At 63.6% G+C, this 14,199-nt stretch carries 11 protein-coding genes; 7 read left to right on the top strand and 4 right to left on the bottom strand.

Going from position 1 to position 14,199, the window contains the following annotated elements; all coding sequences use genetic code 11:
• Window positions 1-212 precede the first annotated feature (212 nt).
• Entirely contained in the window at window positions 213-611 is a 399-nt protein-coding gene (locus P9230_RS08255) for a hypothetical protein (protein WP_095799274.1), read from the top strand.
• 18 nt (window positions 612-629) lie between these two features.
• Here the strand turns inward: P9230_RS08255 and P9230_RS08260 are convergent, their stop codons facing one another.
• A complete protein-coding gene (locus P9230_RS08260) occupies window positions 630-2,219 on the bottom strand; it encodes a trimethylamine methyltransferase family protein (RefSeq protein WP_278118382.1) in 1,590 nt (529 codons plus the stop codon).
• A 220-nt stretch (window positions 2,220-2,439) separates the two neighbouring features.
• Complete coding sequence (locus P9230_RS08265) at window positions 2,440-3,933, bottom strand: PLP-dependent aminotransferase family protein (RefSeq protein ID WP_278118384.1); 1,494 nt, start codon at window positions 3,931-3,933, stop codon at window positions 2,440-2,442.
• 304 nt (window positions 3,934-4,237) lie between these two features.
• Between P9230_RS08265 and pgi the strand changes: the two genes are divergently transcribed.
• Window positions 4,238-5,881, top strand: coding sequence for a glucose-6-phosphate isomerase (gene pgi / locus P9230_RS08270; RefSeq protein WP_278118387.1), 1,644 nt, complete (start codon window positions 4,238-4,240; stop codon window positions 5,879-5,881).
• A gap of 5 nt (window positions 5,882-5,886) precedes the next feature.
• Complete coding sequence (locus P9230_RS08275; protein ID WP_095824276.1) at window positions 5,887-6,612, top strand: HAD family hydrolase; 726 nt, start codon at window positions 5,887-5,889, stop codon at window positions 6,610-6,612.
• Here the strand turns inward: P9230_RS08275 and P9230_RS08280 are convergent, their stop codons facing one another.
• Both P9230_RS08280 and P9230_RS08285 read right to left on the bottom strand, forming a co-directional pair.
• Complete coding sequence (locus P9230_RS08280; RefSeq protein WP_278118389.1) at window positions 6,613-7,323, bottom strand: 50S ribosomal protein L11 methyltransferase; 711 nt, start codon at window positions 7,321-7,323, stop codon at window positions 6,613-6,615. It lies immediately after the preceding gene.
• On the bottom strand, window positions 7,320-9,293 hold the full coding sequence (locus tag P9230_RS08285; protein ID WP_067324403.1) for a long-chain fatty acid--CoA ligase: 1,974 nt from the start codon (window positions 9,291-9,293) through the stop codon (window positions 7,320-7,322). Before P9230_RS08285 ends, P9230_RS08280 begins: the two co-directional genes overlap by 4 nt.
• A 476-nt stretch (window positions 9,294-9,769) precedes the next feature.
• Here P9230_RS08285 and P9230_RS08290 point away from each other — a divergent pair, with 476 nt between their 5' ends.
• The 4 genes from P9230_RS08290 to P9230_RS08305 are packed head-to-tail and all read left to right on the top strand — an operon-like array spanning window position 9,770 to window position 14,188.
• A complete protein-coding gene (locus tag P9230_RS08290; protein WP_278118392.1) occupies window positions 9,770-11,368 on the top strand; it encodes an ABC transporter substrate-binding protein in 1,599 nt (532 codons plus the stop codon).
• 50 nt (window positions 11,369-11,418) lie between these two features.
• Entirely contained in the window at window positions 11,419-12,426 is a 1,008-nt protein-coding gene (locus tag P9230_RS08295; protein ID WP_278118394.1) for an ABC transporter permease subunit, read from the top strand.
• Between the two features lie 26 nt (window positions 12,427-12,452).
• Complete coding sequence (locus P9230_RS08300) at window positions 12,453-13,337, top strand: ABC transporter permease subunit (RefSeq protein WP_245322339.1); 885 nt, start codon at window positions 12,453-12,455, stop codon at window positions 13,335-13,337.
• Window positions 13,337-14,188: an ABC transporter ATP-binding protein gene (locus tag P9230_RS08305; RefSeq protein ID WP_082953860.1), complete on the top strand. Its 852-nt coding sequence runs from the start codon at window positions 13,337-13,339 to the stop codon at window positions 14,186-14,188. Before P9230_RS08300 ends, P9230_RS08305 begins: the two co-directional genes overlap by 1 nt.
• Window positions 14,189-14,199 lie beyond the last annotated feature (11 nt).

Here is a 14,199-nt window from a genome sequence, read left to right on the forward strand (position 1 = left end):
CCCGGGGGCTTGGTGCTCCTGGGGGTGTTTAAATATCTGTTTGGCGCCCACACCCGGGGCGCCCCGCGCTAAAACAACTTAATACAGCCCCCGGCCAAAATCCACGGGCGGCCCGCTTCCCGGCGGACCGCCCTTTCTCATGGCCCTTGTTTCGGCCGCGGGGCATCTACAGATTAGCCCGATCCCGGCGGCCCTACGAAGGGAGGCTATATTTGGCGAAACGGCGCTCTTCCCTCGGCTTCCTCGGCATGTTCGGCCGTTCGGGCGACTTGCGCCAGCTCGACGACGCCTTGCGCAAGGCCGACTTGCATCCGGCACTGGTGCCTGAGGGCGTCAAGCTCACCATCGTCAACCTGATGAAGGATCATTGGCCCGAGGAGCCGCCGCCTCAGGCTTATCAATCGGTGGCGCAACTCTGCGGCTATTGCGTCGCCGGACCGGAAACCTTCGAGCGGGCGAATGGCAGGGAGCGCACTTTGGAAGCCGAGCGCCGCATCGAGGCCGCGCTCGAAGCCGGCGACAGCCTCGATGCGCAGATCGTGCTGTTGACGCTGCACGCGAAGCTGATCAACGCCGAAGTCATCGAGCGCTATGGGCTGCGTGCGGAGTGATCTGCGAGAGCGGAAAGATCAGCCGCCCATCTTGTTGCGCGGCAGCTTGATCATCTCGCCGAAGCGCGCGCGCAGCTTGTCGTCGACGAGCCGCGACACATGGCGCGGAAAGCGCTCGGCCAGCACGCGCTTTTTCTCGGCGATCGCCCGCTGCAAAATGTCGGGCCGGCCCTTCTCATTCCATTCCTTGGGCGAGAAGCGATCGCCGACTGCGGGATAAAAATATTCGGTCTGCATCAGCTTCAAAGTCTGCTCGTTGCCGAGATAATGGCCCGGGCCCTTAAGGCAGACATCGGCGATGGTGTCGATCGACAGCGCCTCGTCCGTAACCTCGATGCCGCGCACGCATCGCAGGCAGTGGCCGAGCATATCGTTGTCGATGATCAGGCTTTCGAGACAGAAGCCGAGCAGCGAGGCATGCATGCCGGCCGATTCATAGACGAGGTTGAGGCCGGCAAGACCGGCCATCACATCGGTGATGCCTTTTTCATAGCCGGACTGGATGTCGGGCAGCTTCGAATCCGTCATGCCCGCGGCCGAGCCGCCCGGCAGGTCGTAATATTGCGCCATCTGCGCGCAGGCCGCGGTCAACACGGCCTGCTCGGCCGAACCGCCGGACATGGCGCCGGTCCGGAGATCGGAGACGAACGGCCAGGTGCCGAAAATCGCCGGATGGCCGGGCTTGATGGCGTTGACATAGACCAGGCCCATCAGCACTTCGGCCACCGCCTGCACGACGGCGCCGGCAATCGCGGCGGGAGCCGTGGCGCCGGCCTGGCCGGCCGACAAAAGCAGGATCGGAATGCCGCCCTCGACGCAGGCCTCAAGCACGCCGCAGGCGTCCTCGGCGAACTTCATCGGCGGCACCACGAAGCAGTTCGAGTTCGACACGAAAGGGCGCGCCCGGAAATTCTCCTCGCCGCCGGCGATCGCATAGAGCATTTCCAGCGCCGGCTTGACGTTCTCTCGCACGGTGAACGAGGTGCCGACATGCTTGGATGTCCCCAGTACGCAGGCATAGAGCGTGTTGAAGTCCATCTCGAGCGGATCGGGAATATCGCGCGGCACCATGGTGCGCTGGAAGAAATGGATGTTGTCGAGCCCGTCGACGAGACGGGCGGCGTCATAGATGTCCTGCAGCTGCGATTCGCGATATTCGCGCTTCTCGACATCGACCAGATGCACCGCCGCGCCCGCCGTGCCGTAGTGCACGCGTTTGCCCTGGATCACCATGTCGTGCTTGGGATCCTGGCCGTGGAGCGTGAAGTGGCGCGCCGCCTTCTTGATCGTGTCGAGCACCAGCGCGCGCGGCAGGCGGATGCGGCCGTCGTCGCCGTAGGTCGCCCCGACCCGGGTCAGCGCCTCGATGCAGGAGGGGATGGCGTTGGCGAAGCCCACCGTCTCCAGAAGCGTCAGCACCGCTTCATGGATGCGTTCCTTGTCGTTCTGGCTCAATGGCCCGTAGCTGCCGCCTTCGAGGCCGGCTCGCACCGGACGGATGTCGTCTGCGAGCGGTGCTGCCCGCATCGCGCGGCGCGCTTCGCGCCCGCCGGACCGCCGCGAACGCTGGTCCGACGTCGTTTCCTGCTTCTCAAGAGCCACTGACATGGAAAGCACTCCGCCTTTGCTTTTTCAGGGGCAGGATGCGCGGCGGTTGGTCCACCATCGGCCTGCCTCGTCCCCTTTGTGCCTCGACTATGCCGTCGGCATTGGCACAGCCTATGAGCCAGTCAATCCCGTCGAATATGCCAGGATGCTAAAGCGTTGAGGCGCGCCAAAATAGAAGAGCCGGCAAAACGCCGGCTCTTCATGTGGCAGTCCGTGGTGATCAGGCGGCAGCGGGCCTGCGGCCGGCGGCCGTGGCGAGCTCCCGGATCCCGGGCTCGATGTGCTGCAGCGAGATCGAGGAGATGCCCAAACGCATGAAACGCGAGGGCTTTTCGCTGCGGTCGAAGAACCGGTCGCCGGGTTCGATGATGACGCTGCGGGAAGCGGCCGCTTCGGCGAGCCCTCGTGAATCGGTACCGCGCGGGCCCTCCAGCCACAACGATGTGCCTCCCGCCGAGTCGGTCGAGCGCCATTCTGGCAGGAAAGCGGAAATCGCATGGACCAGACGCTTGCGCCGCTCGTCGAAGGCGGCGGAGAGCCTGCGCACCAGCGCCTCATGATGGCCGAGCGACAAAAACAGCGCAACGGCGCGCTGGTTGTTTGCCGGCGGATGCCTGAGCATGAAGCGACGCAACGCGCGAAGCTCGGCAATCAGTCCTGCCGAAGCGACGATGTAGCCGAGCCTCAGACCCGGAGCCAGCGTCTTCGACATCGAGCCGACATAGATGACGCGGCCCGAGCGATCGAGGCTCTTCAGCGCCTGCTGCGGCGCCTCGTCGAGAAGCTGGCTGTCATAGCCGTCCTCGATGATGATCTGGTTGTTGCGGTTGGCGCGCGCCAGCAAATCCTGCCGCCGCTCGGCGGACAACGGCACCATCGTCGGGCAATGATGGCTGGGGGTGACGAAGACAAAGCCGGAATCGCTGGGAATCGTCGAGGTCACGATGCCCGACTGGTCGACCGGGACCGGCTGGATATCTGCGCCGGCGAGCCGGAAGATCGAGCGGGCATCCGGATAGCCGGGGTCTTCCATTGCCACCTTCGAGCCCTTGGTCATCAACAGCGAGGCGAGCATATAGAGCGCGTTCTGCGCGCCCAGGGTCACGATGATCTCGTCCGGATTGGCGAAGATGCCGCGGCGCGGCAAAAGCCGGGCCTGGATCTGCTCGATGAGCAGCGGATCGTCCCGGTCGACCATGTCGGATGCCCAGTTGCGGATCTCCAGCACCGCGAGCGCCATGCGGTTGCACTCGCGCCATTCCGCGGTCGGAAACAGCGCCGGATCGAACTGGCCGTAGACGAACGGGTAGGAGGACTTGATCCAGTTGTCGTGCTTGGCCGGCGGCGGCATGTCGCTGGCGGCGATCTGCCGACGCGCCTTCCAGTCGATCTCATTCTGCTGGTCGGGCGCCTTCTGGTGCGGCTTGGCGGGGGTGGCCAGCACTTCAGGGTTGACGAAGTGGCCGCGCCGCTCGCGCGCCACAAGAAAACCTTGGTCGACCAGCTGCTGGAAGGCAAGCACCACCGTGCCGCGGGCAACGCCCAGTTTTTCCGCCAGAATCCGACAGGATGGCAGCGGCATCGAAGCGGCGATCTGCCGGTCGAGGATGGCTGCGACGATCGCCTGGCGGATCTGTGCCTGGAGAGTTTGTCCGGATTCGGCCGAAATCCGGAACAGGCCGGACCATATGGCCGTGTCATTGCGCTGTGGCATGGGAGATCATCCTCGGATGGCCAGCTGTTTTCACTTGGCTGGACCAGTCGAGTGTAGGGGTGGCACAAGGGGTTGCGCCAATCAATTTTTCTGATCGCTGGGATTTATGCCAGTGATCCATTGGTCACGAAAGGGGCGCGTCCGCCAGAGAAGCGGATGTTGCGGGGCATCATAAAAGCGTGATGCAGTGCGTCACTGCCGCGCTTGAACGAAACGGAAATCCGGCTCAATACAATGTCGCGACGACACGCGCCGGAAACATCGGGCCTGTTAAAATGGTCTAAAAACCCGCCAGGAGCCACCATTGGATCAGTCAGCCTTCGACAAGCAGGTCACCGCCCTGCGTGAGCAGCGCGCGGCAGCCAAGGGCACGATGCGCGAAGCCTTCGCCGCCGATCCCAATCGCTTCGAGAAATTCTCCGCCACAGATGGCGATCTTCTGTTCGACTGGTCGAAATGCGCGGTCGACGCCGACACGATGGCAATGCTGGAGACGCTCGCCGGCGCCGCCGACCTCGAAGGTCGACGCGCCGCGATGTTCGAAGGCAAGAAGATCAACATCACCGAAAACCGCGCCGTGCTGCACACGGCGCTGCGCAATTTGACCGGCAAGAGCGTCGTGGTCGATGGCCAGGACACCAAGGCCGATGTGATCGCCGTGCTCGACGCAATGGGCGCCTTCGCTGATGCGATTCGCTCCGGCGAGGCGGCCGGCGCCACCGGCAAGAAGATCACCGACATCGTCAATATCGGCATTGGCGGCTCGGATCTTGGCCCGGCGATGGTGACGTTGGCGCTCGCTCCCTACCATGACGGCCCGCGTGCGCATTATGTCTCCAATGTCGACGGCGCCCACATCCACGACACGCTGAAGGGCCTGTCTCCCGAGACGACTTTGTTCATCATCGCCTCCAAGACTTTCACCACTGTCGAGACGATGACCAATGCCGAGACGGCGCGCAGATGGGTGGAAAAGGCGCTGGGCAAGCAAGCGGTCGGCAAGCATTTCGCCGCCGTCTCGACCGCGCTCGACCTAGTGGCCAAGTTCGGCATCGCCTCCGACCGCGTCTTCGGTTTCTGGGACTGGGTCGGCGGCCGCTACTCGGTCTGGAGCGCCATCGGCCTGCCGGTGATGATCGCCATCGGCCCGCGCAATTTCCGCGCCTTCCTCGACGGCGCGCATGAGATGGACGAGCATTTCCGCTCGGCCCCCCTGCAGAAGAACCTGCCTGTTTTGCTGGGGCTGATCGGCTGGTGGCACCGCGTCGTCTGCAAATACCCGGCCCGCGCCGTCATTCCATACGATCAGCGCCTGTCGCGCCTGCCGGCCTATCTGCAGCAGCTCGATATGGAATCGAACGGCAAGAGCGTGACACTGGACGGCGGCCCGGTGACGACGCCGACCGGCCCGCTGGTCTGGGGCGAGCCCGGTACCAACGGCCAGCACGCCTTTTTCCAGCTTTTGCACCAGGGCACCGATTTCATCCCGGTCGAGTTTCTTGCCGCAGCCGTCAGCCACGAGCCCGAGCTGAAGACCCACCACGATCTCTTGCTTGCCAATTGCCTGGCGCAGTCGGAAGCCTTCATGAAGGGCCGCACGCTGGAAGAGGCGCGCGCGCAGATGCTGGCCAAGGGCATGAAGCCCGCCGATGTCGATCGCATCGCGCCGCATCGCGTCTTTTCGGGCAACCGTCCGTCGCTCACCATCCTCTACCGCAAGCTTGATCCGCGCACGCTCGGTCGCCTGATAGCGCTCTATGAGCATCGCGTCTTCGTCGAGGGCACGCTGTTCAACATCAACTCGTTCGACCAGTGGGGTGTCGAACTCGGCAAGGAACTGGCGACAGGCCTGCTGCCTGTCGTGGAAGGCAAGGAGACTGCCGCAAAACGCGACGCCTCGACTGCCGGATTGGTGGCTCATATCCACCAATTGCGCGGCGCGGAGTAAAAGGATTGGCGGATATCAAGGGAATTCTGTTCGACAAGGACGGCACGCTTGTCGACTTCAACGCTACCTGGCTCGGCATTGCCGATTTCATGGCCATGGACGCCGCCGAAGGCGATCGCTGGAAAGCCGACAGGTTGCTCGCCGCCGCCGGCTTCGATTTCGTCAGCAAGCGCTTCAAGCCCGATTCGATCTTTGCCTCGGGCTCGAACATGGACGTCGTCGAGCTCTGGTTCCCGCGCCTGTCGGAGGAGGACCAGATGCTGGCCGTCGCCCGCTTCAACGAGATCACCTCGGTTCAGGGCTCGTCGATGGCTGTCGCTCTGCCCGGTATCGTCGAATCGCTGCGGGCGCTGCACAAGCGATCCTTCCGGCTGGGCGTCGCCACCAACGATTCCACCAGCGGCGCCGAGAAGACGCTCGCCACGCTCGGTGTCGCGCAGCTCTTCGACGCCGCCTTCGGCTATGATGCGGTCGCGAACCCGAAGCCCGCGCCCGACACGGTCATCGCGTTCTGCGATCTGACGGGACTGAAGGCTGGCGAGATCGCCATGGTCGGCGACAATCGCCACGATCTCGAAATGGCGCGCGCCGGCGGCTGCGGCCTGGCGATCGGCGTGCTTTCCGGCACGGGCACGCGTGACTCGCTGTCGCCGATGGCCGACGTCATCCTGGATTCGGTCGCCGACCTGCCGGATTTTCTCGCCGCGCGGATGAGTGTGCCGGCGGGCTGATCAGGGCTCGCTGGGAAGGAACGCAAATATCCCGCTCGGTTTCGGCGCGCTACCGCCGTTTCCGCCGACATCAGACACCTGATACTCGCCAAGCAGGCGAATCCGCCGCCTGGGTAGCCAGGCGCGGCCCGGGTCGCCGACCAGCACCTCGATGCCCGCGGCAAGGCAGCGGTCGAGGAATGGGACGATCCGCCGCGCGACCGCTTGCCCGTAGAAAACGTCGCCGGCGAGCACAACGTCGACCGACGGCGGCGGACCGGCGCTGATGTCCTCGCCGATTATGATGATGGCGACGCCGTTGGCCTCCGCGTTGAGGCGGAGCGCGACGATGCCGTTGCGGTCGATCTCCGCCGCGGTCACTTCCCTAGCCCCGGCTCGCGCCGCGGCGATACCGACAAGGCCGGAACCCGCGCCGAGGTCGAGCACGCGCCGGCCCGCAACGGTTGACGGCCGGTCGAGAACATAGCGCGCCAGCACTGCGCCGCCCGCCCAGGCATAGGCCCAGTAGGGCGGCTGCGGCTCGGCCGCGTGCTCATGCGACCCGTCCTCCGGTTCCAGCAGCCGCCTCAGCCCGCTGCCGGGATGGGCCGTATAGAGCCGGATTTCAGGCAGCGACGGCACCGGCTGAAGCCGCATGTTCGCCTTGACGAATTCGGCGGGGTCGAGGTCGGCGCGATGTATTGGCGTCAGGCCGGCAACATTTTCGTTCAAATCTGCTCCCGCAACGCGCGCCGCAGGATCTTGCCGACCGGCGTCTTCGGCAGTTCGGCGCGGAATTCGATGTATCTCGGCCGCTTGTAGCCGGTCAGGTTCTCGCGGCAATAGACAGTCAGCGTCTCGATGGTGAGCGCTGGATCCTTCCTGACCACAAACAGCTTCGGCACCTCGCCGGAGTGCTCGTCCGGCACGCCGATCGCCGCCACTTCGAGCACGCCCGGGTGCTGCGCCACGACTTCTTCCAGCTCGTTCGGATAGACGTTGAAACCGGAGACCAGGATCATGTCCTTCTTGCGGTCGACGATCTTGGTGTAGCCGCGCTCATCCATGAAGCCCATGTCGCCCGACTTGAAGAACCCGTCCTTGGTCATCACCTTGGCGGTCTCGTCCGGCCGGTTCCAGTAGCCGGCCATAACCTGCGGACCCCGGATGCAGATCTCTCCGACTTCGCCGAGCGGCACGTTGTTGCCGTCGTCGTCGCGGATGGCGATCTCGGTCGATGGCAGCGGCAGGCCGATCGTGCCGGTAAAGTCGCTGGAGCTGAACTTGTTGGCGGTCGCCACCGGCGAGGTTTCGGAAAGTCCGTAGCCTTCGCTCACCGGACAGCCCGTCAGCGCCTTCCAGCGCTCGGCCACGCCTTTCTGCACCGCCATGCCGCCGCCGAGAGTGAGGATCAGCGGCTTGAAGTCGAGCTTGCGGAAATCCTCATTGTTGAGCAGCGCGTTGAACAGCGTATTGAGGCCGGGAAAGATGTGGACCGGGTATTTCTGCAGTTCTTTCACGAAGCCCGGAATGTCGCGCGGGTTCGGAATGAGCACGTTCTGCGCGCCTTGCTGCATGCCCATCAGCGCGTTCACCGTCAGCGCGAAGATGTGGTAGAGCGGCAGCGCGCAGACGAAGTTGAGATGCGCCGGCTTCGGCTTGACCGTATAGGCGTCCTCCACCCAGAGCGAATTCTGCGCCACGTTGGACAAGACGTTGCGGTGCAGCAGCGTCGCGCCTTTCGACACGCCGGTCGTGCCGCCGGTATATTGCAGGAAGGCGATATCGTCGCCCGATACCGCCGCCGGCTTGAAGGCGCTTGCCGAGCCCGCCTTGAGCGCGGCGTTGAATTTGACGTGGCCGGGCAGCGACCAGACGGGAACCATCTTCTTCACCCGCCGCACGACGAGATTGACGATCGCGCCTTTCAGCCCGCCCAACATGTCGCCCATCGCCGCGACCACGACATGCTTAACCGGCGTCCTGGCGATCACCGCCTGCAGCGTGTTGGCGAAGTTCTCCAGAATGACGATGGCCTGCGCGCCGGAATCTTTGAGCTGATGCTCCAGCTCGCGCGGCGTGTAGAGCGGGTTGACGTTCACCACCGTGAAGCCGGCGCGAAGCACGGCCATCATCGCTACCGGGTATTGCAAAACGTTCGGCATCATCAGCGCCACGCGCGCGCCCTTCTCCAGTCCCTTCGACTGCAGATAGGCGCCGAAGGCCGCCGAAAGCCGCTCGAGCTCGGCATAGGAGATCGACTTGCCCATGCACACGAACGCCGGCCGGCTGGCGAACTGCTTGCAGGCGCCGACGAGGAAGTCGCCAATGGAATCGTAAGGCAGCGGACCGATCTCCGCCGGCATGTTCTTCGGGTAGTTTTTCAGCCAAGGCTTTTCCGGCAACCCTGCCGCGAGTTCCGTGATCGCCTTGGGCAGCCGCCTGGCCGACCCCGAGGCTGCCTTTGCCGCAGGCCTGGCGGTCTTTGCGGTTGCAGCCTTGGCGGCGGATGTGGGGTTCGTCTTCTTTGCAGCGGCAGCCGGTTTCGCAGTGGTCTTCGGCTTGGAGCCGGCCTTTGCAGGTGACGGCGTTTTGGCTGGCGAAGCGGTCTTGGAAGATGAAGCCTTGGGCGCGCCCGCATCGACGGGCGCGGCCTTGGCTGTTGCCTTCGCCGGGGGCGTTGTCTTTGCTGCTTTTGCCACCAAATCCCTCCCTGGTGTCCTAGTCTTACTGCTTGCGCCGCATCTCTTTCCGATTTCGGAAGCGTTCCTCCGCTGCGGCCGATTGCGGATTCCAAGAAATCCGGCCTAACGTCTATGTATTGCCTCTATCGGCGGCCGTGCAAGTCTTGCCCCAGCGGCAGCGGCGGAAAGATTTGCCGCCGAAATGTCATTCCTCGACGCCTCCTTCGGCGCGTCCCGACGAGGACCTGGGATCGCAGGCAGGAGCTCCTCGTTCCATTTCGGAAGAGGCTCAATCAATAAAAAAATGAGGTTGTTAACATTAGCGTGAGCGAAAAATTCTGCTCATTTTTTCTTCTATTTGAGGAAAATGCGGATTCTTTTCCTGCTTACCGTGGGGTACGCAAACGGGGTGTTCCAAAGCCCCAAAAACGGTGCTTATATGCGCGCTTCGCGAGCCTGATAGAGGGGCTTGGAAGAACATCAGGGAGTGCTCAATGAAAAAGACAATGACTTTTGCAGCCGCGTTGCTGGCTGCAAGCGTCCTCGGCGGGATGGCCAATGCAAAGACGCTTGTCTATTGCTCGGAAGCGTCGCCGGCCAATTTCGATCCGGGTACGACGACGGGCGGCAACGACTTCGACGCTTCGTCGCGCACGGTCTATTCGCGCCTGGTCGAGTTCAAGCATGGCGGCACCGAGATCGAGCCCGGCCTCGCCGACAAATGGGAAATCTCCGACGACGGCCTGGTCTATACTTTCCACCTGCGCCCTGGCGTGAAGTTCCAGACCACCGACTATTTCAAGCCGACCCGCGACCTCAACGCCGATGACGTCGTCTTCTCGTTCGACCGGCAGTTCAACAAGCAGAATCCGTGGAACGGCGAGAAGTATCTGCCGAACCTGACCTGGGATTACTACACCGGCATGGACATGCCGAAATACGTCGCCAAGTGGGAAAAGGTCGACGACCTCACCGTCAAGCTGACGCTGACCGAGCCGAACGCGCCGATGCTGGCCAATCTCGGCATGGACTTCGCCTCGATCGTGTCGAAGGAATATGCCGACCAGCTCGAGAAGGAAGGCAAGATGGCCGACTTCTCGACCAAGCCGATCGGCACCGGGCCGTTCCAGTTCGTCGACTATCAGCTCGATTCGGTCATCCGCTATGCGGCGAACCCCGACTACTTCAAGGGCAAGGAGAAGATCGACGATCTGGTCTTCGCCATCACGCCTGACGCGACCGCCCGCATCCAGAAGGTGCTGGCCGGCGAATGCGATGTCGCTCCCTATCCGAACCCGGCCGATATCGCCACCATCAAGGCCAACAAGGACGTGACCCTGATGGACCAGGCCGGCCTCAACATCGGCTACATGAGCTACAACACCACGATCCCGCCGCTCGACAAGCCGGAGGTTCGTCACGCGCTCAACCAGGCGATCGACCGGGAAGCGCTGATCAAGTCGCTGTTCCAGGACGCTGGCGCGACGCCGGCGCAGAACCTGATCCCGCCGACCATGTGGTCGTGGAACAAGGATGTGAAGTTCGATTCCTATGATCCGGAAGCGGCCAAGAAGGTGCTGGCCGACGCCGGGCTGAAGGAAATCCAGCTCTGGGCTTCCGACCGCGTTCGTCCTTACAACCCGAACTTCCAGCGCGCGGCTGAGCTGATCCAGGCCGACTGGGCCAAGGTCGGCGTCAAGGCCGAGATCGTCAACTACGAGTGGACCAAGTATCGCGAGGAAGGCAAGAAGAAGGAGCGTCCCGGCGCCTTCCAGATCGGCTGGACCGGCGACAATGGCGATCCGGACAATTTCTTCGCCACCCTCTTCGCGTGCTCGGCGATCGGCGTCTCGAACTATTCCAGCTGGTGCGACAAGGACTTCGAGGACCTGATCCAGAAGGCCAAGAAGACCAGCGACCAGGGCGAGCGCACCAAGCTCTATGAGCAGGCCCAGGAAATCTTCGCCAAGCAGGCGCCGGCCTTCCTGCTGGCTCACAGCCAGGTCTATGCCGTTGTCCGCAACAACGTCAGCGGCTTCAAGATGGACCCGCTCGGCATTCATCGCTTCGACGGCGTTGACAAGGCCGAGTAATATTTGCGAACGGGGCGGCGCGAATTGTCGCCGCCCCATTCCATTTCACGATGCTCAGATATCTCCTCAACAAAATCGCACTTCTGATCCCGACGCTCGTCGGCATCACCATCAGCGCCTTCGCCTTTGTCCGGCTGCTGCCCGGCGATCCGATCCTGGCCATGGCCGGCGAGCATGGCGTCACCCCCGCCCGCTACGAAGAGCTCAAGGAACAGTTCGGCTACAATCTGCCGGTCTGGGAGCAGTATGCGCGCTATGTCGGCGAGGTCGCGACGGGCGATTTCGGTGTCTCGATTTCCTCCAAGCGCCCGGTGCTCCAGGAGTTCAAGACGCTCTTTCCGGCGACGCTGGAATTGTCCTTCTTCGCCATGATCTTCGCCATGGCGATCGGCATCCCGGCCGGCATATTCGCGGCCGTCAAACGCGGCTCATGGTTCGATCAGTCGTTGATGGGCACCGCGCTGGTCGGCTATTCCATGCCGATCTTCTGGTGGGGCCTGCTGCTCATCATCTTCTTTTCCGGCTATCTCGGCTGGACGCCGGTGTCGGGCCGCATGGGCCTGCAGTTCTTCCTGAAGCCGATCACCGGTTTCATGACCATCGACAGCATTCTCTACGGCAAATGGGACGCGCTGCGCTCGGCGCTCAGCCATCTCATCCTGCCGGCGATCGTGCTCGGCACCATTCCGCTGGCGGTGATCGCGCGCCAGACCCGTTCGGCCATGCTCGAGGTGCTCGGTGAAGACTATGTCCGCACCGCCCGCGCCAAGGGCCTTTCCGCCGCCCGCGTCATCGGTGCGCACGCACTTCGCAACGCCCTGATCCCGGTCGTCACCACGATCGGCCTGCAGGTCGGCACGCTGCTTGCCGGCGCTATCCTCACCGAAACCATCTTCGCCTGGCCGGGCATCGGCAAGTGGATGGTGGATTCCATCTTCAAGCGCGACTATGTCGTCGTGCAGTCAGGTCTGCTTTTGATCGCACTCATCGTCATGGCCGTTAACCTCATCGTCGACGTGCTTTATGCCGTCATCAACCCGCGCATCAGGGCGGCGTGATGAGCCAGTCGACCGAAATCGCCCCGATGGCCGCCGGCAGCCCGGACCGGCTGACTGGCTTCAAGACCTTCTGGCACTATTTCTCGGTGAACCGCGGCGCCGTCATTGGCCTGGTCGTCTTCATCCTGCTGGTGCTGGCGGCGCTCTTTGCGCCGTTGCTGGCGCCCTATGCACCCGACGTGCAGGACAAGACCGCCTTCCTCAGGCCGCCGGCCTGGCAGGCGGGCGGCAGCTCGCAATATATCCTCGGCACCGATCCGGTCGGCCGCGACATCCTCTCGCGCCTGCTCTATGGCGCGCGTTTCTCGCTGCTCATCGGCGCCGTCGTCGTCACGCTGGCCCTCGTTGGCGGCATCACGCTCGGCTTGCTGGCAGGCTATTTCCGCGGCTGGGTCGACGTCGCGATCATGCGCGTCATGGACCTGATCCTGGCCTTCCCGTCGCTGCTTCTGGCGCTGGTGCTGGTCACCATTCTCGGACCCGGCCTGTTCAATGCGATGCTGGCGATCTCGCTTGTCCTGCAGCCGCATTTCGCCCGCCTGGTGCGCGCTGCGGTGATGGCTGAAAAGAGCCGCGAATATGTCGTGGCTGCCAAGGTCGCCGGCGCCGGGCACCTGAGGCTGATGCTCAAGACCATCCTGCCGAACTGCCTGGCGCCGCTGATCGTCCAGGGCACGCTGTCCTTCTCGAACGCCATCCTGGAAGCCGCAGCGCTTGGCTTCCTTGGCCTCGGCGCGCAGCCGCCGACGCCGGAATGGGGCACCATGCTGGCCTCGGCGCGCGAATTCATCCTGCGCGCCTGGTGGGTGGTGACTTTCCCCGGCCTTGCCATACTTATCACGGTGCTCGCCATCAACCTGATCGGCGACGGCCTGCGCGACGCGCTCGATCCGAAGCTCAGGAGGTCGTGATGGCATTGCTCGATATCCAGAACCTCGTCGTCGAGTTCCAGACCGCCTCCGGCCCGTTCCGCGCCGTCGACGGCGTCTCGCTCCGTGTCGACGAGCGCGAGGTGCTCGCCATCGTCGGCGAATCCGGCTCCGGCAAGTCGGTGTCGATGCTGGCGGTTATGGGCTTGTTGCCCTGGACCGCCACTGTTACCGCCGACCGCATGACGTTCGGCGGCCGCGATCTCCTCAAGATGGGTCCGGCCGAGCGCCGCAAGATCATCGGCAAGGACATTGCCATGATCTTCCAGGAGCCGATCGCCAGTCTCAACCCTTGCTTCACCGTCGGCTTTCAGATCGAGGAAGTGCTGCGCTTCCATCTCGGCATGGATCGCGCACAGCGCCGGGCGCGCGCCATCGAGTTGTTGAAGCAGGTCGGCATTCCGGAGCCGGCCGAGCGGCTCAACTCCTTCCCGCACCAGATGTCGGGCGGCCAATGCCAGCGCGTCATGATCGCCATGGCCATTGCCTGCAATCCGAAGCTGCTGATCGCCGACGAGCCGACCACCGCGCTCGACGTCACCATCCAGAAGCAGATTCTCGATCTGCTTGTGTCGCTGCAGGCCAAATACGGCATGGGGCTGATCATGATCACACACAATATGGGCGTGGTCGCCGAGACCGCCGATCGCGTCATCGTCCAATACAAGGGCCGCAAGATGGAAGAGGCCGACGTGCTGTCGCTGTTCGAGAACCCCAAGAGCAACTATACGCGCGCGCTGCTGTCTGCGCTGCCGGAGAACGCCGTCGGCGACCGGCTGCCGACCGTCTCCGACATGCTGTTCGAGCCGGCGCCCCCAGAAGCCAGTGCATGACCGGAGCCGGC

Source organism: Mesorhizobium sp. WSM4887, assembly GCF_029625865.1.
Taxonomy (GTDB): domain Bacteria; phylum Pseudomonadota; class Alphaproteobacteria; order Rhizobiales; family Rhizobiaceae; genus Mesorhizobium.